This window comes from Enterococcus sp. DIV2419 (assembly GCF_051711865.1).
Classification (GTDB): Bacteria; Bacillota; Bacilli; order Lactobacillales; family Enterococcaceae; genus Enterococcus; species Enterococcus faecalis.
In genome coordinates this window covers 2,034,520-2,057,327 of record NZ_JBIONS010000001.1, presented here as the reverse complement: position 1 = coordinate 2,057,327, position 22,808 = coordinate 2,034,520, and the positions used below count along the sequence as shown (strand labels likewise).

Annotated in this window: 22 protein-coding genes and 1 pseudogene; 22 read left to right on the top strand and 1 reads right to left on the bottom strand. The window is 37.2% G+C overall.

Features of this window, described 5'->3' with window-relative positions; translation table 11 throughout:
- Positions 1–84: 84 nt before the first annotated feature.
- From IGI97_RS09660 to IGI97_RS09570, 19 genes and pseudogenes are all read left to right on the top strand, one after another.
- Positions 85–1,248, top strand: a complete 1,164-nt coding sequence (locus IGI97_RS09660; protein WP_002386588.1) for a galactokinase — start codon at positions 85–87, stop codon at positions 1,246–1,248.
- 15 nt (positions 1,249–1,263) lie between these two features.
- The gene (gene galE / locus IGI97_RS09655) at positions 1,264–2,253 is read left to right on the top strand and encodes a UDP-glucose 4-epimerase GalE (RefSeq protein WP_438738537.1); all 990 of its coding nucleotides are present in this window, start codon (positions 1,264–1,266) and stop codon (positions 2,251–2,253) included.
- A gap of 14 nt (positions 2,254–2,267) precedes the next feature.
- Positions 2,268–3,758, top strand: coding sequence for a UDP-glucose--hexose-1-phosphate uridylyltransferase (gene galT, locus IGI97_RS09650; protein ID WP_002358147.1), 1,491 nt, complete (start codon positions 2,268–2,270; stop codon positions 3,756–3,758).
- Between the two features lie 6 nt (positions 3,759–3,764).
- Positions 3,765–4,769 carry a LacI family DNA-binding transcriptional regulator gene (locus IGI97_RS09645; RefSeq protein ID WP_002358146.1) on the top strand — a complete coding sequence of 335 codons (1,005 nt, stop codon included), beginning with the start codon at positions 3,765–3,767 and terminating at the stop codon, positions 4,767–4,769.
- A gap of 9 nt (positions 4,770–4,778) precedes the next feature.
- On the top strand, positions 4,779–5,345 hold the full coding sequence (locus IGI97_RS09640; RefSeq protein ID WP_002386021.1) for a kinase: 567 nt from the start codon (positions 4,779–4,781) through the stop codon (positions 5,343–5,345).
- A gap of 27 nt (positions 5,346–5,372) precedes the next feature.
- Entirely contained in the window at positions 5,373–5,672 is a 300-nt protein-coding gene (locus IGI97_RS09635; RefSeq protein ID WP_002384750.1) for a hypothetical protein, read from the top strand.
- A 66-nt stretch (positions 5,673–5,738) separates the two neighbouring features.
- Positions 5,739–6,251, top strand: a complete 513-nt coding sequence (locus IGI97_RS09630) for a GNAT family N-acetyltransferase (protein ID WP_002386019.1) — start codon at positions 5,739–5,741, stop codon at positions 6,249–6,251.
- Positions 6,252–6,281: 30 nt separating this feature from the next.
- Positions 6,282–7,040 (top strand): aminoglycoside adenylyltransferase domain-containing protein, encoded by a 759-nt coding sequence (locus tag IGI97_RS09625; RefSeq protein WP_002386591.1) that lies wholly within the window; start codon positions 6,282–6,284, stop codon positions 7,038–7,040.
- Between the two features lie 23 nt (positions 7,041–7,063).
- Positions 7,064–7,504, top strand: a complete 441-nt coding sequence (locus IGI97_RS09620; protein ID WP_002369669.1) for a GNAT family N-acetyltransferase — start codon at positions 7,064–7,066, stop codon at positions 7,502–7,504.
- A gap of 192 nt (positions 7,505–7,696) precedes the next feature.
- On the top strand, positions 7,697–8,851 hold the full coding sequence (gene emeA / locus IGI97_RS09615) for a multidrug efflux MFS transporter EmeA (protein WP_002358140.1): 1,155 nt from the start codon (positions 7,697–7,699) through the stop codon (positions 8,849–8,851).
- Positions 8,852–8,997: 146 nt separating this feature from the next.
- Entirely contained in the window at positions 8,998–10,320 is a 1,323-nt protein-coding gene (locus IGI97_RS09610) for a Y-family DNA polymerase (RefSeq protein ID WP_002386016.1), read from the top strand.
- Positions 10,321–10,324: 4 nt separating this feature from the next.
- A complete protein-coding gene (locus tag IGI97_RS09605) occupies positions 10,325–10,714 on the top strand; it encodes a hypothetical protein (RefSeq protein WP_002366430.1) in 390 nt (129 codons plus the stop codon).
- Between the two features lie 71 nt (positions 10,715–10,785).
- The gene (locus IGI97_RS09600) at positions 10,786–10,983 is read left to right on the top strand and encodes a hypothetical protein (protein WP_002360617.1); all 198 of its coding nucleotides are present in this window, start codon (positions 10,786–10,788) and stop codon (positions 10,981–10,983) included.
- A 17-nt stretch (positions 10,984–11,000) separates the two neighbouring features.
- Positions 11,001–11,306: a hypothetical protein gene (locus IGI97_RS09595; RefSeq protein WP_002358136.1), complete on the top strand. Its 306-nt coding sequence runs from the start codon at positions 11,001–11,003 to the stop codon at positions 11,304–11,306.
- Positions 11,307–11,358: 52 nt separating this feature from the next.
- Positions 11,359–11,790: a universal stress protein gene (locus IGI97_RS09590; protein WP_002391595.1), complete on the top strand. Its 432-nt coding sequence runs from the start codon at positions 11,359–11,361 to the stop codon at positions 11,788–11,790.
- A 70-nt stretch (positions 11,791–11,860) separates the two neighbouring features.
- Positions 11,861–12,103 (top strand): annotated as a pseudogene (locus IGI97_RS09585) (hypothetical protein).
- Positions 12,104–12,472: 369 nt separating this feature from the next.
- Positions 12,473–12,919 (top strand): GNAT family N-acetyltransferase, encoded by a 447-nt coding sequence (locus tag IGI97_RS09580; protein WP_033595402.1) that lies wholly within the window; start codon positions 12,473–12,475, stop codon positions 12,917–12,919.
- 139 nt (positions 12,920–13,058) lie between these two features.
- Entirely contained in the window at positions 13,059–13,772 is a 714-nt protein-coding gene (locus IGI97_RS09575) for a DsbA family oxidoreductase (protein WP_033595404.1), read from the top strand.
- Between the two features lie 70 nt (positions 13,773–13,842).
- Positions 13,843–14,238 carry a DUF805 domain-containing protein gene (locus IGI97_RS09570; RefSeq protein ID WP_002358131.1) on the top strand — a complete coding sequence of 132 codons (396 nt, stop codon included), beginning with the start codon at positions 13,843–13,845 and terminating at the stop codon, positions 14,236–14,238.
- Positions 14,239–14,418: 180 nt separating this feature from the next.
- On the opposite strand, the gene IGI97_RS09565 is transcribed toward IGI97_RS09570, so the two are convergent.
- On the bottom strand, positions 14,419–15,840 hold the full coding sequence (locus tag IGI97_RS09565) for a helix-turn-helix domain-containing protein (protein WP_002382000.1): 1,422 nt from the start codon (positions 15,838–15,840) through the stop codon (positions 14,419–14,421).
- 174 nt (positions 15,841–16,014) lie between these two features.
- On the opposite strand from IGI97_RS09565, the gene ebpA reads away from it, so the two are divergent.
- From ebpA to ebpC, 3 genes are read left to right on the top strand one after another with little or no spacing between them, the layout of a single operon-like run.
- Positions 16,015–19,479: an endocarditis and biofilm-associated pilus tip protein EbpA gene (gene ebpA, locus IGI97_RS09560; RefSeq protein WP_438738811.1), complete on the top strand. Its 3,465-nt coding sequence runs from the start codon at positions 16,015–16,017 to the stop codon at positions 19,477–19,479.
- Positions 19,480–19,482: 3 nt separating this feature from the next.
- On the top strand, positions 19,483–20,913 hold the full coding sequence (ebpB, locus tag IGI97_RS09555; RefSeq protein WP_438738533.1) for an endocarditis and biofilm-associated pilus minor subunit EbpB: 1,431 nt from the start codon (positions 19,483–19,485) through the stop codon (positions 20,911–20,913).
- Positions 20,910–22,793 carry an endocarditis and biofilm-associated pilus major subunit EbpC gene (gene ebpC / locus IGI97_RS09550; RefSeq protein WP_438738531.1) on the top strand — a complete coding sequence of 628 codons (1,884 nt, stop codon included), beginning with the start codon at positions 20,910–20,912 and terminating at the stop codon, positions 22,791–22,793. The genes ebpB and ebpC overlap by 4 nt, the downstream gene beginning before the upstream one ends.
- Positions 22,794–22,808: the final 15 nt, after the last annotated feature.

Here is a 22,808-nt window from a genome sequence, read left to right as displayed (position 1 = left end):
CAATTAAGAAAATATTAAGTAAACATTTGCAAAAGTTTAGTAAATATTGTACAATTTGTTTACTAGTGAAAGGAGCGATTAGTGATGGAAGAACTGTTAATGAATCGATTTGTAGAAATATTTGGTGAGAAAGGGACAGCCTGTTATTTTGCCCCTGGAAGAATTAATTTGATTGGTGAACATACAGATTACAATGGCGGTCATGTTTTCCCAGCGGCTATTACTTTAGGGACATTTGGTGTGGCAAGAAAAAGAGACGACCAAAAAATTCGGATGTTTTCTGATAATTTTAAAGAGGTTGGTCTCATCGAATTTTCATTAGAAGATTTAACCTATTCAGATTCAGATGATTGGGCAAATTATCCTAAAGGCGTTTTAAATTACTTGATTGAAAGCGGACACAATATTGATTCTGGCTTAGATGTGCTCTTCTACGGTACGATTCCTAATGGTGCTGGCTTGTCTTCTTCTGCTTCTATTGAACTTTTAATGGGAACGATCTGTAATGATTTATATGCTTTACACTGTCCAATGCTTGAATTGGTGCAAATCGGTAAAAAAGTGGAGAATGAATTTATTGGCGTTAATTCAGGAATTATGGACCAATTTGCCGTAGGGATGGGAGAAAAAGATCAAGCTATTCTACTAGATACCAATAATATGCACTATGAAATGGTTCCCGCCAAATTAGGTGAGTATACGATTGTCATTATGAATACTAACAAACGCCGTGAATTAGCAGATTCAAAATATAATGAACGTCGTGCAGAATGCGAAGAAGCCGTTCGTTTGCTTCAAAAAGAGTTATCTATTGAATTTTTAGGTGAATTAGACAGCGAGACATTTGAACAATATCAAGCATTGATTGGAGATCCAGCGTTGATTAAACGAGCGCGTCATGCCGTCACAGAAAATGAACGAACTTTATTGGCAAAACAAGCGCTAACTGAAGGGGATTTGGAAGAATTTGGCTTATTATTAAATGCCTCACATCGTTCGCTAAAAGAAGATTACGAAGTAACTGGCATTGAGTTGGATACCTTAGTGGCTTGTGCGCAAGAACAACCAGGCGTTTTGGGCGCACGGATGACTGGTGCAGGGTTTGGCGGTTGTAGTATTGCTTTGGTACCAAAGCAAAATATAGATGCATTTATTGAAGCTGTTGGCCAGAGTTATCAAGATAAAATTGGCTATGCTGCTGATTTTTATCCTGCATCAATTGATGATGGTGCCAGAAAGTTATTTTAGAAAGGAAGGCTTTAAATGTCTATTTTAGTATTAGGTGGCGCAGGCTACATCGGCTCACATGCCGTCGATCAATTAATTTCAAAAGGATATGCCGTTGTGGTTGTTGATAATTTATTAACGGGGCATCGTTCAGCCGTTCATGAACAAGCGACTTTCTATGAAGGCGATATTCGTGATAAAGCTTTTTTACGTAGTGTCTTTGAAAAGGAATCAATTGAAGGGGTGTTGCACTTTGCGGCCAATTCTTTAGTAGGAGAATCCGTGGAGCAACCGTTAATGTATTTCAATAACAATGTTCACGGCACTCAAATTGCCTTGGAAGTCATGCAAGAATTCGGGGTGAAACACATTGTTTTTTCTTCCACAGCAGCCACTTATGGCGAACCAAAAGCAATGCCTATTACAGAAGAAACCCCAACGAATCCTAAAAACCCGTATGGGGAAAGTAAATTAATGATGGAAAAAATCATGAAATGGTGCGACAACGCTTATGGAATGAAATATGTTGCTTTGCGTTATTTTAATGTTGCAGGAGCAAAAAAAGATGCCTCAATTGGTGAGGATCACACGCCAGAAACGCATATTGTGCCAATTATTTTACAAGTGGCATTAGGCCAACGAGCAGAGCTAAGTATTTTTGGGAATGATTATGATACACCAGATGGCACGTGCATTCGAGATTATGTTTATATTGAAGACTTGATTGCAGCACATATTTTGGCTTTAGAATACTTGAAAAATGGCGGCGAAAGTGACGTCTTTAACCTGGGTAGCAACAACGGCTATTCTGTTAAAGAAATGTTAGATGCTGCTCGCGAAGTGACAGGTCAAGAAATTCCTGCGACAATCGCCCCACGCCGAGCAGGGGATCCTAGTACGTTAATTGCTTCTAGTGAAAAAGCCAAACGAGTTTTAGGCTGGCAACCAGAAGTAACTGAGGTCAAGGATATTATCGCCACCGCTTGGCAATGGCATGTGAAACATCCTCAAGGCTATAATGAATAGGAGAACATCAGATGATGAAAGAAAGTAGTAAATGGATTGCTGCATTTGTAGAGATAATCATAGAAAATGGCGATTGGACGGAAACAGACCGCTATTATTTGACGAATCGGATTGCCAAACTAGTTGGCTGTGATTTTTTTGAACAACCAGAAGCGGTTGCTTGTGAGCAAGAACCGTTGCGTGTGGTGGAACATCTTTTAAATATTGCACAAGCCAATCACCAAATCGATGACTCAATTACGGAAGCAGAACAACTAGAAGCGGAGTTAATGGATTTTATTACGCCGACCCCAACCATCATTAATCAGAAGTTTATGGATTATTATCAAGAGTCTCCACGAAAAGCAACGGATTATTTTTATCAGTTATGTAAAACGAATAACTACATTAAAACGAAAGCAATCGCCAAAAATATTATTTTCCCAATGGACTCACCCTATGGTAAACTAGAAATTACCATTAACTTATCGAAGCCAGAAAAGGATGCTCGAAAAATTTTGGCTGAAAAGAAAATGAGTCAAAAAAAATATCCAGCGTGTATGTTATGTATGGAGAATGAAGGCTATTATGGCCGTGTAAATTATCCAGCACGTACAAACCATCGGATTATCCGACTAAATTTAGAGGACGAAGCTTGGGGCTTTCAATATTCGCCATATGCTTACTATAATGAGCATGCGATTTTCTTGGACCAACAACATCGAGAAATGAAAATCGAGAAAAAAACGTTCCAGCGACTCCTTAAAATTACGGAGTTATTCCCTGAATATTTTGTGGGCTCTAATGCAGATTTGCCAATTGTTGGTGGTTCTATTTTATCTCATGATCATTACCAAGCAGGACGTCATACATTTCCAATGGATTTAGCACCAATGGAAAAAAGATTTTCTTTGAAAAAATATCCTGAGATAACTGCTGGTATTTTAAAATGGCCGATGTCTGTGATTCGTCTTCAAAGTGATCGTCAAGAGGAACTAGTTGAGGCGGCCGAATTAATTTTGACCAAATGGCGCAATTATTCTGATGAACGTGTCTCAGTTCGGGCCTATTCAAAAGATGGCACACCGCATCATACGATTACGCCAATTGCCCGACGCAAAGGGTCATTATTTGAATTGGATTTAGTTTTACGAGATAATAATGTTTCGGAGGAATTTCCAGATGGCATTTTTCATCCACATCCAGAAGTACAACATATTAAGAAAGAAAATATTGGCTTAATTGAAGTAATGGGACTAGCTATTTTGCCACCAAGGCTGGCACAAGAATTAAGAGAAGTCGAAAAGTATTTATTAAAGCAACCCAATCAAATTGCTGAAAGTCATCGAGCTTGGGCGGATGAACTCAGTCAGCAAACCATCACTGAAGCCAATGTCAAAGAAGTGATCCAACAAGGAATTGGGACAATTTTTGTTCAAATTTTAACAGATGCCGGCGTCTTTAAACGTGATGAAGAAGGCCGTCGTGCTTTTGAACGATTTATTCAATGTATTGAAAATGATTAATTTGAGGTGAGGAACATCGTAACCATTAAAGATATAGCAGAGCAAGTCGGTGTTTCTTCAGCGACAGTTTCGAGAGTTTTGAACTATGATGAAACATTATCAGTTAGTGATGAAACGAAGAAGAAAATATTTGAAACAGCAGAAACGTTAAATTATAAAAAGCGAGCCAGAAAAAAACAAGCAGGCAAAAAGAAAATTCGGTTTGTCCAATGGTTCAGCGATCCAGAAGAACTGGATGATATTTACTATTTATCGATTCGTTTAGGTGTTGAAAAGCGGGCAGAGGAATTGGGTTTTCTTTTAGTCAAAGAATCTCTGACAAACCTGTCTCAAAAAAGATTTGATGGGACAATTGCCCTAGGAAAATTTGATGAAAAGCAAGTGGCGGCCTTAGCCGCCTTAGGCGCACCTCTTCTATTTGTAGACTTTGATGCAATGGCTTTTGGCCAAAACTCCATTGTTGTTGATTTTGCTGGAAGTGTTAAAACAATTGTGCAAGAATTTTTGGCGCAAGGGCATCAGAAAATTGGTATGCTTTCTGGGCAAGAATATACGAAAGAGTCCCACGTGGCATTGGTTGATCCACGTTTTGTCGCTTTTAAAGAAACCTTAAAAGATCTGGACCTTTATCATCAAGAATGGGTTGTCGAAGCAGCTTTTTCTGTTGAAGAAGGCTATCAAGCGATGAAAGACTTTATTGAAGAAGCGGACACTCGTCCAACCGCTTTTTTCGCTGCAAGTGATACATTGGCGATTGGTGCAATGCGGGCGTTACAAGAAGCAGCCATTCGTGTGCCAGAAGATATTTCTATCATTGGTTTTAATGATATTAGTGTCGCAAAATATGTTTCACCAACATTAACAACAGTTAAAGTTCATACTGAATGGATGGGTGAGCTAGCCGTTGAGACAATGAAAGAGTTATGCTTGAATACCCCCCCAGTTCCTAGAAAAATTATTGTCGGAACGGAATTCATTCAGCGAGATTCAACGAAACATTCATCAAAATAACAGCAAAACTTGGAGAGTTTTTTCCAAGTTTTTTGCTCTTTTCTGCTGGTTTTCAACAATCAAGAAAATGGAGGGAAACAGATGCAACCGAAATTAATTATTTTACGTGGTAATTCTGGTAGTGGTAAAACAACGATAGCTAACGCGCTTCATCAGTGTCTTAAAGAACAATCGTTATTGATTTCTCAAGATGTGGTGCGCAGAGAAATGCTTCGTGTTAAAGATGAAACAGGTAATCTAAGTATTGCTTTGTTAAAACAGTTGGTAGCTTTTGGGTATCAAGAATGCCAGTATGTGATTGTTGAAGGGATTTTTCAAAAAGCCATTTATCATTCCTTTTTTCAGGAAATAATTCATCTCTTTGAAGGAAACGTTCAGGTTTATTATTTTGATATTTCTTTTGAAGAAACGCTGAAAAGACATAGCCAGAGAAACAAGAATCAAGAATTTGGTGTCGTGGAAATGAAACGTTGGTGGCTACCAGAAGATTATTTAGGGCTTGCGGGAGAACAGCGGTTATCTGAACAACTGTCTGAAAAGCAGATTATCAGGCAAATTTTAGCAGATATTCAGTAGTAAGTGCTGCGCTTTTTAGAGAAATGGATGTTGTGGTATGATAAAAAAGAAGGAGTGGTTTCAATGGATTACCAAGAACGATTAAAAAATTTACCACCTGAAGTCATGACAGCTTTTTCAGAATCATTTATTTTTTTAATCAGTAACGATAAAGTTCAACATTTTCCTGCACGAGACTTAACGCAAGCTGAAATGATTCAACGAGTGAAAGAGAAATTAGGTGAAGCGGTGACGTGGTCCTTATGGCAAGGGTTCGTTATTGCTGTTAATTCAGAAAAAACATGTGTTGCTGTTTTGCCCAAATATCATCAACTCGATGGTTTTTGAAAATGAATAAGGGAGCGAAGAAGTATTCGCTTCGTTTTATAAAATGAAAACGCTTTTCGGGAGGGAATGCTAATGTCTGAGCTAGTGGTTATTAGAGAAATGCAAGAGAAAGATATCTTAGCGCTGGATACTCAATTTGTCCAACAAGGTTGGCCAAGTCGCCAAGAGATTTTAATGAACTATTTAGAAGAACAATTAGTCAAGCAACGAACGGTTTTTGTAGCGGAGAAAAAGGCAACGCTGTTAGGTTATGTGACGTTACTGCCATTAGCTAAGGAAGGACCTTTTAAAAATTTATATCCTGAAATAGCTGATTTCAATGTATTCTTGCCATTTCAAAAACAAGGAGTGGGGCGGTTATTATTAAATCGTGCAGAAAATGTTGCCAAAAGTTATGCAGATACTGTTTCCTTGGGAGTAGGCCTGCATCCTGGTTATGGTGCAGCGCAAAGATTATATATCAAACAAGGATATGTGCCAGATGGTTCAGGAGTTTGGTTTCAAAATAAGCAGCTGAAACCAAACGATCGGTGTGTTAATGATGATGCGTTAGTTCTTTATTTATCGAAAAAACTATAGCAATTGTCAATCAATAATGGAGGAATAATCGTGGTTCATCAATTATTAGCTCAAATGGAAAATGGATATATGAAAATAATAAAAGAAAATTTAGTTGGAATATATCTTCATGGTTCTTATGCTTTTGGAACCTATTGTCATTCAGTAAGTGATTTGGATGTACTGATTGTGGTTTATGAAAAGCTTACTATTGATGAGAAGAAACAATTATTAGATTATACAATTAATATTTTAGATAAGTGGGCACCAAAAAAAGGGATAGAATTCCATGTGCTACAATTAAAAGATACAATAAATTTGAGTTATCCGATTCCCTTCGATTTACATTTTTCTCCGATACATCGTTCCAGATATCTGACTAATAAAAATAAATATATTGAAGATATGATGGGATACGATGAGGATCTAGTGGCACATCTTATGATTACAAAATTATATGGAAAAGTACTCGTAGGAAAACCGATTGATTCCGTTTTTGGCTGGATAGATCAAAAGAAATATTTTGAAAGTATTGTAGCTGATGTGAAAGAGGCAAAAAAAGAAATTGTTCAACAACCTATGTACGTTATTTTAAATATGTGTAGAGTAATGGCATTTAAGCAAGAGAATAAAATTTTATCAAAAAGGGCTGGCGGGGAATGGGGCCTAGTACATTTTCCTACTAATCATCATTCGCTGATACAACTAGCTTTAAAAGAGTATCGAGGCGAAACAGTTTTGTTAGAGCAATACAATGATTCAGAATTAAATGATTTTGCGGATATTATGCTTTCGTTATTATTTAAGTAAGAATGTAAAGGAGGGTGTTACCCTTGATTAGAAAAATGAAGCCAACAGATGCAGCGGCGTTAACTATCATTAATAAAGAACAATTGGGCTATGAAGTTCCCGTTGACGTGACCTGTAAACAGATTGAGAAATTACTACTAGCCAGTGACAGAGAGTTTTTATATGTTTATGAAGAAACGAAGACAGGCAAGATTTTAGGCTATGTGCATGCGCAACTGTATGAAACAATTTATTCCCAAACGTTATTGAACGTTCTGGGATTAGCAGTGGCAAAAGAAGCAGAAGGCCGTGGAATTGGTAAACAATTAATGACGAAACTAGAAACGGAAGCTAAAAAGTGTAACTTGTCTGCGATTCGCTTAAATTCAGGGGAACAGCGTACAGCAGCACATCAATTTTATGAACACATTGGCTATGTTTCTGATAAAAAACAAAAGCGATTCATTAAATACTTGGATACTTAAGTTATGTCTTTAAAAAATAACAATTTCCTTTAAAAAAATAAGTAAAAACTAGTGAAATTTTCAGTGAATTAGTGTAAAATGTATCTCAATAACTCAACGAGTGTTTCAGCCGAAACACTGTCAAAGAAAGTACATACAAAGAAACAGAAATAGCCATTTTTGATGGCTGTTTTTTTATGGAGGAGGCAAATTATGACGAAAAAAAATAGTATGATGTACTTAGCAATTTCTAACTTATTTCTTGTTTTTCTAGGCGTAGGCCTAGTCATTCCCGTAATTCCCCAATTAAAAGAAGAAATGCATTTTTCTGGTACCACAATGGGAATGATGATTTCTATTTTTGCGATTGCCCAATTAATCACATCGCCAATCGCAGGTGTCCTTTCGGATAAAATTGGTCGGAAAAAAATGATTGCAACGGGCATGTTGGTGTTTTCAATTTCTGAGTTATTATTTGGTTTAGCCCAAGCGAAAAGCGGTTTTTATATTTCTCGTGGTTTAGGCGGGATTGCCGCCGCTTTATTAATGCCGTCAGTGACAGCCTTTGTGGCAGATATGACCACGATTTCTGAACGTCCGAAAGCGATGGGGCTTGTGTCAGCCGCAATTAGTGGTGGTTTTATTATCGGACCAGGAGTTGGTGGTTTTATTGCTTATTTAGGTATTCGCGCCCCGTTTTTTGCAGCCGCATTTTTAGCGTTTATTGGTTTTATTTTGACATTAACTGTTTTGAAGGAGCCAGAGAAACGAATTTTAGCCGCTGTTGAAGCGAAAAAAGGTTCATTTATGGATATTTTAAGAAATCCAATGTTTACCTCATTATTTGTGATTATCTTAATTTCCTCTTTTGGCCTGCAAGCGTTCGAATCTATTTATAGTATTATGGCGACTATTAATTTTGGCTTTACCACAAGTGAAATAGCAATCGTGATTACGGTTAGTGGTATTTTAGCGTTGATTTGTCAGTTGTTTTTCTTTGATGCAATCGTCCAAAAAATAGGTGAAATGGGTTTAATCCAATTAACCTTTTTTGCAAGTGCCATTTTTATTGCCGTGATTGCCTTTACAAAAAATAATTTAGTTGTTGTATTTTCAACGTTTATTGTCTTTTTAGCGTTTGACTTGTTTAGACCAGCAGTAACTACTTATTTATCCAAACATGCTGGAGATCAACAAGGAACCATCAACGGACTAAATTCGACATTTACAAGTTTTGGTAATATTTTAGGACCAATGGCAGCAGGAGCTTTATTTGATATCAATCACTTTTTCCCTTATTATGTTTCAGCAGTAATTCTGTTAGGAACGGGCTTTTTATCGTTATTTTTAAATCGAAATAAGATGTAAAATAAAAAATAAGTATTTGGAATATAATAATTCCGAATACTTATTTTTTTTTGATCACCGACCGTTCTTGAAAAAAACAAAAAAATAAACAGTGTTCGCTTGATTAATCGAACGTTTGTTCGTATAATGGTTTTGCAAGTGAGGTGATGTTTGTGAAATTTGATTATGAAAAAGAACCTAGTCGCGATATTCTTTGTATTGATTGCAAAAGTTTTTACGCTAGTGTAGAATGCGCAGAACGTGGGTTAGATCCGTTGAAAACGATGTTAGTAGTGATGAGTAATGCCGAAAATGCGGGGGGATTAGTTTTATCAGCATCGCCAATGGCAAAAAAAGTTTTAGGTGTTTCAAATGTTACGCGTAAAAATCAAGTGCCCGCTCATCCTGATTTATATGTGGTTCCGCCACGAATGAATTTGTACATGAAAAAAAATCAAGAAATCAATAATTTATATAAAAAGTTTGTCGCAGATGAAGATCACTCTGTGTTTAGTGTAGATGAATCATTTCTTGATGTAACGGCTTCTTTAAGTTATTTTCATTGTGAAACCGCCTATAAGATGGCTCGGATTATCCAAAGAGTCGTTTATAATCATGTGGGTATTTATGTGACCGTTGGGATAGGGGACAATCCGTTACTGGCTAAATTGGCGTTGGACAATGGTGCCAAACATTCGCCAGATTTTATTGCAGAATGGCGGTATGATCGTGTACCAGATACTGTCTGGCAGTTGCCTTCTTTGACAGATTTTTGTGGGATTGGTCGCAGAATGGCTAAACGACTGAATCGTTTAGGAATTGATTCTGTATATGAGTTAGCGCAAGCGAATCCGCATCTTTTACAAGAAACATTTGGCGTGATGGGGCTTCAATTGTATGCTCATTCATGGGGGATTGATCGTACCTTTTTAGGGAAAAAAGCACCACATAAAGCTGAAAAATCATTTGGGAATAGTCAGATTTTACCGAGAGATTATGCGCGAAGAGATCAGATTGAACTAGTCTTAAAGGAACTGACAGAACAAGTGGCTGCTCGTTTAAGAAAAGCGCATTGTCAAACGGAATGTATCACAGTCTACGTTGGTTATTCCAAAGGACAAATTGACCGTGAAGGACGAACTGGTTGGCGAAAACAACAAACGATTCCTGCAACAAACAATACAAAAGTTTTGATTACCTATGTATTAGCCCTTTTTAGAGAACATTATCTAGCGGGAACCGATGTCCGGCAATTAGGGCTTTCTTATGGAAAATTAGTTTGGAATGAATCTTTACAATTAGATTTATTTTCGGAACCAGAAGAGCAAATTAGTGAAATGGAGTTAAACTATCTGATTGATAAAATCCGACAAAAATTTGGCTTTCAAGCTTTAATTCACGCCTCTTCTTTGTTGGAAGGCGCGACGGCAATTCATCGTTCAGGATTAGTCGGTGGACATGCTGGAGGAAATGTCGGTTTAGGAGGATAACATCATGAAACGAACAAAAAAAGAATTTACACCTTATAATGAGTACCATGATCGTCCCTTTGAACTGAAATGGGCGACCGCTTTTGCATTGGGGGAGTTACAAGAAGGAATCGAAGCTTCTGACGAATATTCTAAGAGAGCATTTGAACGCTTACCGCAACAGACAACAGAAGAAATTGAAGAATACTTAGAGCAGTCTTTAAAAAATAACCAAGTTTTAGAAATCCAATTGAATACTTTGGATGATTTTGGCCGTGTTCAACCGCCAATTGTTGGTGTTTTTGAAGGGATGAGTTCAATGGAGTATGCAAAAGTTGGACGTACACATATTTTATTTGAAGAGATTCGTCATATTAAAAGTCATGAGTTTACAAAGTGGTCGAGCCTTGATTAAAAAACTATTGTTATACGTGCGTTTTGTGAAAACATATAAGATAATGTTCATAGGTAATAGAAATAAAAATTATGGAGGTGGCTAGGATGGGACATCATTTAAAAGGACACCATGGCAAAAAAACAAACGCAAATGGCGGCTTTTTAACAAAGTTATTGGCAGGCGGCGCCTTAGTGGGCGTAGGAAAAAAGTTATACGACAATCGTGAAAAAATTAAAGAGCTGTTAAGTGACGACAAAGAAAAAAGCAACGACACTGAAAACAAATAAAGGACTGGATTGACGGAATGGTAAAAGATGCAGCGTATATTATTGAAGAGATTACCACGATTTTAGAGGGAACCTATTTTGTGATAACCAAGAAAGCGAATAAGCGCCGCATGTGTTTACATGTTTCGGATACCGCGAAAGAATTTTTACGTTGTCGACTGGAGTATGAAACATTCTTAGAGCAACAGTTTGATTATGCCACAATGTTTTTAGAAACATGTACGGAAGATGTTTCTGTTGAAATTCAAACGGGACTACTTGAAGAAACAAATTATCAAGCATTAACCGTGGAAAAATTACAACAGATAGCCACTAAAATGTAACACAGCTGTTGTGTTAGTTTTGATTCTTAATTTGGTTAAGGAGGCGGATAAAATGTCAGTATATCAACATATTTTGGTTGCTCTTGATGGCTCAGATCAATCTGAAAAAGCTTTTCATGAAGCTGTCAGGATTGCCAAAGAGGAACAAGCCACTCTTTATTTAGCTACAATTATTAATGATGCTGAATTTACGACGAGTCCATTTTCTTTTGAAGAATTGTATGATTTAGAAAAACACAAGTCAGAAGAGATGCTCACTGAAAAGGCAAAACAAGCGAGTGAAATTGGTGTAAAAACAGTCAAAAAAATTGTTGAGCTTGGGAGCCCAAAACGTTATCTTGCCAACACGATTTCTGAAAATTATGCCATAGATTTAATTGTGCTAGGTGCCACGGGAAGAGGTGCTATTCAACGAACCTTGATTGGTTCTACTACAGATTATGTGGTTAACCATGCTTTGTGCAATGTCTTAGTCGTTCGCTAATTGTGAGTAAATAATCAAGGGAACAATGTTTTATCGGGACGTTTTTTTAAATTAAACGAGAGGTGAGTTTATGAAAACAAAAATCGGAAAAACAGTTATCTTGTCAGCGTTTTTATTCACAAGTTTCCTTTTACTGAGTGGTTGTACCTCGGCTGGCGAAGAGATGGAAAAAACAATTGATTGACAGAAAGAAAAAGTCGATAAAACGGTCGATAAGCAGAAACATAAAAATGAAAATTCCATGGAAAGTTACGACGAAAAAGTTGACCGTTCTTTAGATAGTCAAGAAGACAAAATCGATACTACTGAGTAACGGGAAAGTTTTCAACTATCGGCTAGTAAATAAATAATATACAAAAGGGAGCATCCACTGCAGTTATTTCTCACAGCGGATCCTCTCTTTTGTGGTTAAAAAGAAAAAGTTAACTGCTCCCCAACAGTTAACTTTTAATCATGTTGCACATAGTTAAAACACTCTATATATCATTTATATCATTTGAAACGGGTGGTGTAAAAAGAAATCTCTTGAAAAGAGTCTCCATTTATAGGGAAGATTTCCCATAAAAAAGAGAAAAGTATAATCACAGAGAGTTAGAGAAAGCAAAGGGAAATAAGTATGTTAAAATAAGAAGCAAGAAAGAATACAAGTATGCAGAAAATAACAACTAATTAGGTGAAAACAATGGAAATACATTTTGAAAAAGTAACAAGCGATAATCGTAAAGCAGTGGAAAACCTACAAGTTTTTGCTGAACAACAAACCTTCATTGAATCAATGGCAGAAAATCTAAAAGAATCAGACCAATTTCCAGAATGGGAATCGGCAGGTATTTATGACAGCAATCAATTAATCGGCTATGCCATGTATGGACGTTGGCAAGATGGGCGCGTTTGGCTAGACCGCTTTTTAATTGATCAACGGTTCCAAGGACAAGGTTATGGGAAAGCAGCCTGTCGACTTTTAATGTTAATGCTAATAGAAAAATACCAAACAAACAAGCTATACTTGAGTGTTTATGATACGAACAGCTCAGCAATTCGGTTGTATCAACAACTTGGTTTTGTATTTAATGGTGAATTAGATACGAATGGTGAGCGGGTAATGGAATGGACACATCAGAATAAGTAGATAGAACAGGTGAGACAAAAGCCATAGCGCATTTTGTTTCATCTTTTTCTTTTAATTGGCTTCATTTGTTTACTTTTAGTAAGTAAAATGGTAAATTTAGTTCAATCTGTTTTGAAAAAAGAGTTACTGGAGGGTAAGGATGAAAATAGAATTTTTCCATGATGTTATTTGTAGTTTTTGTTTTCCAATGTCTGACCGCATGCATGAGATTCAACAAGAATTTCCTGAAATTGAATTGATTCATCGGTCGTTTGCTTTGGGATGGTCAGCAAACGATTTTGAAACAATGTTTGGCTCACGAGCAGTAGTAAAAGAAGAAGTTTTGACGCATTGGGTGCATGCCAATCAAAACGATTCAAAGCATCGTTTTAATATTGAAGGGATGAGGAAGCAACGATTTGATTTTCCAACATCAAAGAATGCATTATTAGCAGCAAAAGCAGCTGGATACATTGGCAACCAAGACACTTATTGGTTACTGTTTGATAAGTTACAAGAAGGTTTATTTATGAGAAGTTTAAATATTGAAGAGCCAGAAGTAATTGAGGAGCTAGTAAAAGAGACAACGATTGATTTTGCTTTATGGAAAGAAGCTGTTGCTTCCGAGGCTGTTTGGACGGCGGTTCAAGAAGATTTCGCGCTAGCTTCTGCTTATGGTTTACAAGGAGTTCCCGCACTAATCATTAATCAAAAATATCTAATTAATGGTGCAGTACCGAAACAGCAAATCAGCCAAACGATTCAAAAAATTCTCGCAGAAGAAAAACAACAGCAACCGTTAGTTTCATTAACTCCTTCTTCTGAAGAGTCCGCTTCGTGTGAGTTTAAGGAAGGCACATGGACGTGTCATTAAGCAGCTTAAAATAACGTTATTCTTTGACAAAACGAAAGACTTCTGTAATAGTTAATGCGGGGGTGATAATATGTTTAACGCGTATAGAGAATACTGGAATAATATTACAACAATGAATGCGTCAGCAACACGAGCACAATATTGGTGGCCACAATTAATTAATTATTTGGTGTTAGGGATTTATTCAGCAATTACGGGCGTTTACAGATATATTGAAGTAACACCCAATGATGGAACAATCATTAAAGAATGGAATACGGTGACCATTATCTTTTTCTTGCTGACTGCTTTAATTTGGTTGGCAAACTTTACTGTTCGAGCAAGAAGATTGCATGATCGCGACCACAGTAACTGGTGGATTTTATTCTATTTACTTCCTTTTATCGGTACTTTAGTGATCTTCATTACATTAATTTTGCCAAGTAAAAGTCACACAAGATGGCCAGTGAATCAATCAGAAATTTAATTTGCTGGTTTAGCTGATTATCTTAAGAGTGAAAATAGGACATAAGTCATTTCGACTTATGTCCTATTTTCTTTTTTATTTCAGAAAAATAAAAATATCTTCTGTATGATGGCACCTCACATTACGCGGTTCTTGATAAAAGGGCTATCTTTTTGGTAGATAGGGAAAACCATTAAGACGTTAAAAGTTTAATAAATCGAGCAATTCTCTTTTGTTAGAAAATAAGATAGCATCATTAATTAAAATACTTGGAACGCTGGTTTCAATAATTGGTTGATTGGTAATAATCAAGTCAAATTCTTCGAGTCGATGGTCACCTAATTGTTCTTCCGTAATTGCTAACGTATTTGAACGAATCCGATGCAAAGCTAAAATATCGTGGACATAGTTTCCAATATATTGACTATGATTCAGGCCCATGTCGCTAATAATCAAAATCTTTTTTGAGTCGAAACTCTGGTTAATTTCTGGAAAAGTATTAAGTAACCAAAAAATATAAGAAGATGAATAGTTTAATAGATTTGTTTCTAAAAGAGCGGAAAAGAAATGCAATTCTGCTTTTAATCGTGCATATAAGTGAAGCTGGGTAAAATGAATTTGTCGAGTGAAAAAGGTGGCCCTTTGTGTCAATTCGGAGGTGTCAAAAGGCACTAATTGAGAAAACAAATAAAGACAGGTTAACAAGTGAACAGCGAAGTCGACGACTTCTTCTGTTAATTGTTCAATCTGTGAAAAAGCATTAAATTTTAAATTTTCACGTATTCTTTGACTGATGACTTCTTGGTCTTCGGAGTAGTATTGCTGAAAAGCGCCTCTTTGAAAATATCGGAGAACTTCCCGATAGGTTTCACGGCTGAGCCCAGTAAAATGACGACTGAGTAAAAGATAATCTTCCATTTTGATTGGACTCTTTTTATCTGTTTTTTTCTGGAAACGTTGTTGAAAGCCTTGATGCTCTCTTAATAAATCAACAATAAAATACATAATAAAGAAATCGTGTTCATAACTGTTATCCATACTAATAATATTTAATTGGCATTGATTACGACGCATTAATTGTTTGATTTCCTGCTTATCTAATTGATAAGGCAATTCATAATGACCATAATACATTAAAAAGAAAAAGGTTGTAAAAATACGTAAAGGCAATTCTTCTGTTTGGCTAGTTAATTGATAGCCTTGATCAACGATAACGCGAAGAGAGTAAGTTTCCAAGACCTGATTACACTGCTTCAATTTTCGAGCAAAAGAAGAGCGACTAATATTGATGGTATCGCAATAATATTCGATGGTTTTGCCAGGATTTTGGATAAACTCATGGAGCAATTGGGTGGTCGTTGACGTTTTTGCCATATCCGTCAGCACGTTTAAATATAAGGACACATTAAAGTTTTCTAAACGATAGCCTAATTTATGCGATGTTTTAATGGTTAAACTTTCGCCCCAACGCTGTTTAATCTCCTCAATATAACGAATAAAAGTAGACTCAGAACTACCAATATATTTTGCAAGTTCTTTTTTAGTCATCCATTTATCAGAAATGGATAAGACACGAATGATTTCTTCCATTTTCCGATAATTTTTTTCTAAAAACCTAATCATATTGTTTCCTCCCAAGTCCTTTACTTTAATGAAACAATCATCGAAACAATAACGCAATTTCAGAAATGAAACCGCTTGGTATGAAAGCTGGTGTGATTTAATGAGCTCCTTCTCTGTATAATAATTATCAGATTAGAATAATGAAATTTTACGTGCTAGGCAATTCTAATTTAACTGTTAATTCATAAAAGAAAGGAGAGAACAGACATTAAATTACTAAAGAAATTTGGGGTTTTCGGCGTAGTCTTTTTACTTGTCTCATCCTATTTCATACCGCTCATTGGCTATGCAGAAACAGCCAAAGAAGTTGAAATTACATCCGCTCAAATGATAACAGATGAGAATGATAAAACGAATATTAATATCGAGTTAAATCTTCTCAACCAAACAGAGCAGCCATTACAACGAGAAATTCAATTGAAAAATGCACAGTTCATGGATACTGCTGTAATTGAAAAAGACGGATATTCTTACCAAGTGACTAATGGTACGCTTTATCTGACTCTGGACGCACAAGTAAAAAAGCCGGTACAGCTTTCGTTAGCTGTTGAGCAAAGTTCGCTTCAAACAGCTCAGCCACCTAAGTTATTGTATGAAAACAACGAATATGATGTTTCAGTTACTTCTGAAAAAATAACAGTAGAGGATTCTGCTAAAGAATCAACTGAACCAGAAAAAATAACTGTACCAGAAAATACGAAAGAAACTAACAAAAATGATTCGGCTCCAGAAAAAACAGAACAGCCGACCGCAACAGAAGAGGTAACCAATCCATTTGCAGAAGCAAGAATGGCGCCAGCTACTTTGAGAGCGAATCTGGCACTGCCTTTAATTGCACCACAATACACGACGGATAATTCTGGGACTTATCCGACAGCTAATTGGCAGCCCACAGGCAATCAAAATGTGCTAAACCATCAAGGGAATAAAGACGGTAGTGCACAATGGGACGGCCAAACGAGTTGGAATGGGGACCCTACTAATCGCACAAATTCTTATATTGAGTATGGCGGTACAGGAGACCAAGCTGATTATGCCATCCGAAAATATGCTAGAGAAACAACAACACCAGGGCTTTTTGATGTATATCTTAATGTGCGTGGGAATGTTCAGAAAGAAATCACGCCATTGGATTTGGTCTTAGTCGTTGACTGGTCCGGTAGTATGAATGAAAACAATCGGATTGGTGAAGTTCAAAAAGGAGTGAACCGTTTTGTTGATACATTGGCAGATAGCGGTATTACCAATAACATCAATATGGGCTATGTTGGCTACTCAAGTGACGGTTATAATAACAACGCCATTCAAATGGGGCCGTTTGATACAGTCAAAAATCCAATTAAAAATATTACGCCAAGTAGCACTAGAGGAGGAACTTTCACTCAAAAAGCATTAAGAGATGCTGGTGATATGTTAGCAACGCCAAATGGACATAAGAAAGTCATTGTACTTTTAACGGATGGCGTCCCAACCTTCTCTTATAAAGTGAGTCGAGTTCAAACAGAGGCGGATGGTCGCTTTTACGGGACACAATTTACGAATCGACAAGATCAACCAGGTAGCACTTCTTATATCTCTGGTAGCTATAATGCGCCAGATCAAAACAATATCAATAAACGAATTAACAGTACGTTTATCGCCACGATAGGTGAGGCAATGGCCTTAAAACAACGTGGGATTGAAATACATGGATTGGGCATTCAATTGCAAAGCGATCCACGAGCTAATTTATCTAAACAACAAGTTGAAGATAAAATGCGTGAGATGGTGTCAGCCGATGAAAATGGAGACCTTTATTATGAATCCGCGGATTATGCACCAGACATTTCTGATTATTTAGCGAAAAAAGCCGTTCAGATTTCAGGAACGGTGGTAAACGGAAAAGTAGTTGATCCAATTGCTGAACCTTTTAAATACGAGCCAAATACATTATCAATGAAAAGTGTGGGTCCTGTTCAGGTTCAAACATTACCAGAAGTGTCGCTAACAGGCGCTACAATTAATAGTAATGAGATTTATTTGGGTAAAGGGCAAGAAATTCAAATTCATTATCAAGTACGTATTCAAACAGAGTCAGAAAACTTCAAACCTGATTTTTGGTATCAAATGAATGGTCGGACAACGTTTCAGCCATTAGCCACGGCCCCTGAAAAAGTTGATTTTGGGGTTCCTTCGGGAAAAGCACCTGGCGTGAAGTTAAACGTGAAAAAAATCTGGGAAGAGTATGATCAAGACCCAACAAGTCGGCCAGATAATGTGATTTATGAAATTAGTAGAAAGCAAGTAACTGACACAGCCAACTGGCAAACTGGGTATATTAAATTATCAAAACCAGAAAATGATACCAGCAATAGTTGGGAGCGCAAAAATGTAACCCAACTTTCCAAAACCGCGGATGAAAGCTATCAAGAAGTTCTTGGGCTTCCCCAATACAACAATCAAGGACAAGCTTTTAATTATCAAACAACCCGTGAATTAGCAGTTCCTGGTTACAGTCAAGAAAAAATCGACGATACTACTTGGAAAAACACGAAGCAATTCAAGCCATTAGATTTAAAAGTAATCAAAAATTCTTCCTCAGGTGAGAAAAACTTAGTGGGAGCCGTCTTTGAATTGAGTGGTAAAAATGTTCAAACAACATTAGTGGACAATAAAGATGGTAGCTATTCTTTGCCAAAAGATGTGCGCCTACAAAAAGGGGAACGCTATACATTAACTGAAGTAAAAGCACCTGTAGGACATGAGTTAGGCAAGAAAACGACTTGGCAAATTGAGGTGAATGAGCAAGGCAAAGTAAGCATCGATGGACAAGAAGTGACCACCACAAATCAAGTTATTCCATTGGAAATTGAAAATAAATTTTCTTCTTTGCCAATCAGAATTAGAAAATACACCATGCAAAATGGCAAACAAGTGAACTTAGCAGAGGCGACTTTTGCGTTGCAAAGAAAAAATGCTCAAGGAAGTTACCAAACTGTGGCAACTCAAAAAACAGATACTGCAGGATTGAGCTATTTTAAAATTAGTGAACCTGGTGAGTATCGAATGGTGGAACAATCAGGACCATTAGGCTACGACACTCTTGCTGGAAATTATGAATTTACTGTTGATAAATATGGGGAAATTCACTATGCAGGCAAAAATATTGAAGAAAATGCGCCAGAATGGACACTGACACATCAAAATCATTTGAAACCTTTTGACTTAACGGTTCATAAAAAAGCCGATAATCAGACGCCACTTAAAGGAGCGAAATTCCGTTTAACAGGACCAGATACGGATATTGAATTACCAAAAGATGGCAAAGAAACGGATACTTTTGTTTTTGAAAACTTAAAACCAGGGAAATATGTCCTAACAGAAACCTTTACGCCAGAAGGATATCAGGGGTTAAAAGAACCAATCGAATTAATAATTCGCGAAGATGGTTCAGTCACGATAGATGGGGAAAAAGTAGCAGATGTTTTAATTTCTGGAGAGAAGAATAATCAAATTACTTTAGATGTTACGAACCAAGCAAAGGTTCCTTTACCTGAAACTGGTGGCATAGGACGCTTGTGGTTTTACTTGATAGCGATTAGTACATTCGTGATAGCGGGTGTTTATCTCTTTATTAGACGACCAGAAGGGAGTGTGTAATCAATGAAAAACGCACGTTGGTTAAGTATTTGCGTCATGCTACTCGCTCTTTTCGGGTTTTCACAGCAAGCATTAGCAGAGGCATCGCAAGCAAGCGTTCAAGTTACGTTGCACAAATTATTGTTCCCTGATGGTCAATTACCAGAACAGCAGCAAAACACAGGGGAAGAGGGAACTCTGCTTCAAAATTATCGGGGCTTAAATGACGTCACTTATCAAGTCTATGATGTGACGGATCCGTTTTATCAGCTTCGTTCTGAAGGAAAAACGGTCCAAGAGGCACAGCGTCAATTAGCAGAAACCGGTGCAACAAATAGAAAACCGATCGCAGAAAATAAAACACAGACAATAAATGGAGAAGATGGAGTGGTTTCTTTTTCATTAGCTAGCAAAGATTCGCAGCAACGAGATAAAGCCTATTTATTTGTTGAAGCGGAAGCACCGGAAGTGGTAAAGGAAAAAGCTAGCAACCTAGTAGTGATTTTGCCTGTTCAAGATCCACAAGGGCAATCGTTAACGCATATTCATTTATATCCAAAAAATGAAGAAAATGCCTATGACTTACCACCACTTGAAAAAACGGTACTCGATAAGCAACAAGGCTTTAATCAAGGAGAGCACATTAACTATCAGTTAACGACTCAGATTCCAGCGAATATTTTAGGATATCAGGAATTCCGTTTGTCAGATAAGGCGGATACAACGTTGACACTTTTACCAGAATCAATTGAGGTAAAAGTGGCTGGAAAAACAGTTACTACAGGTTACACACTGACGACGCAAAAGCATGGATTTACGCTTGATTTTTCAATTAAAGACTTACAAAACTTTGCAAATCAAACAATGACTGTGTCGTATCAAATGCGTTTAGAAAAGACCGCTGAACCAGACACTGCGATTAACAACGAAGGACAATTAGTCACGGACAAGCATACCTTGACTAAAAGAGCCGCAGTTCGTACAGGCGGCAAGTCTTTTGTCAAAGTTGATAGTGAAAATGCGAAAATCACCTTGCCAGAGGCTGCTTTTATCGTCAAAAATCAAGCGGGGGAATACCTCAATGAAACAGCAAACGGATATCGTTGGCAAAAAGAAAAAGCATTAGCTAAAAAAATCACGTCTAATCAAGCCGGTGAATTTTCAGTTAAAGGCTTAAAAGATGGCCAGTACTTCTTGGAAGAAATCTCTGCACCAAAAGGTTATCTTCTGAATCAAACAGAAATTCCTTTTACGGTGGGAAAAAATTCTTATGCAACGAACGGACAACGAACAGCACCGTTACATGTAATCAATAAAAAAGTAAAAGAGTCAGGCTTCTTACCAAAAACAAATGAAGAACGTTCTATTTGGTTGACGATTGCAGGCCTGCTAATCATTGGGATGGTAGCCATTTGGCTATTTTATCAAAAACAAAAAAGAGGAGAGAGAAAATGAAGCAATTAAAAAAAGTTTGGTACACCGTTAGTACCTTGTTACTAATTTTGCCACTTTTCACGAGTGTATTAGGGACAACAACTGCATTTGCAGAAGAAAATGGGGAGAGCGCACAGCTCGTGATTCACAAAAAGAAAATGACGGATTTACCAGATCCGCTTATTCAAAATAGCGGGAAAGAAATGAGCGAGTTTGATAAATATCAAGGACTGGCAGATGTGACGTTTAGTATTTATAACGTGACGAGCGAATTTTACGAGCAACGAGCGGCAGGCGCAAGCGTTGATGCAGCTAAACAAGCTGTCCAAAGTTTAACTCCTGGGAAACCTGTTGCTCAAGGAACCACCGATGCAAATGGGAATGTGACTGTTCAGTTACCTAAAAAACAAAATGGTAAAGATGCAGTGTATACCATTAAAGAGGAACCAAAAGAGGGCGTAGTTGCTGCTACGAATATGGTGGTGGCGTTCCCAGTTTACGAAATGATCAAGCAAGCAGATGGTTCCTATAAATATGGAACAGAAGAATTAGCGGTTGTTCATATTTATCCTAAAAATGTGGTAGCCAATGATGGTAGTTTACATGTGAAAAAAGTAGGAACTGCTGAAAATGAAGGATTAAATGGCGCAGAATTTGTTATTTCCAAAAGCGAAGGCTCACCAGGCACAGTAAAATATATCCAAGGAGTCAAAGATGGATTATATACATGGACAACGGATAAAAAACAAGCAAAACGCTTTATTACTGGGAAAAGTTATGAAATTGGCGAAAATGATTTCACAGAAGCAGAGAATGGAACGGGAGAATTAACAGTTAAAAATCTTGAGGTTGGTTCGTATATTTTAGAAGAAGTAAAAGCGCCAAATAATGCAGAATTAATTGAAAATCAAACAAAAACACCATTTACAATTGAAGCAAACAATCAAACACCTGTTGAGAAAACAGTCAAAAATGATACCTCTAAAGTTGATAAAACAACACCAAACTTAGATGGTAAAGATGTGGCAATTGGCGAAAAAATTAAATATCAAATTTCTGTAAATATTCCATTGGGGATTGCAGACAAAGAAGGCGACGCTAATAAATACGTCAAATTCAATTTAGTTGATAAACATGATGCAGCCTTAACTTTTGATAACGTGACTTCTGGAGAGTATGCCTATGCGTTATATGATGGGGATACAGTGATTGCTCCTGAAAATTATCAAGTGACTGAACAAGCAAATGGCTTCACTGTCGCCGTTAATCCAGCATATATTCCTACGTTAACGCCAGGCGGCACACTAAAATTCGTTTACTTTATGCATTTAAATGAAAAAGCAGATCCTACGAAAGGCTTTAAAAATGAGGCGAATGTTGATAACGGTCATACCGACGACCAAACACCACCAACTGTTGAAGTTGTGACAGGTGGGAAACGTTTCATTAAAGTCGATGGCGATGTGACAGCGACACAAGCCTTGGCGGGAGCTTCCTTTGTCGTTCGTGATCAAAACAGTGACACAGCAAATTATTTGAAAATCGATGAAACAACGAAAGCAGCAACTTGGGTGAAAACAAAAGCCGAAGCAACTACTTTTACAACAACGGCTGATGGATTAGTTGATATCACAGGGCTTAAATACGGTACCTATTATTTAGAAGAAACTGTAGCTCCTGATGATTATGTCTTGTTAACAAATCGGATTGAATTTGTGGTCAATGAACAATCATATGGCACAACAGAAAACCTAGTTTCACCAGAAAAAGTACCAAACAAACACAAAGGTACCTTACCTTCAACAGGTGGCAAAGGAATCTACGTTTACTTAGGAAGTGGCGCAGTCTTGCTACTTATTGCAGGAGTCTACTTTGCTAGACGTAGAAAAGAAAATGCTTAATTTCTAGCATCACCG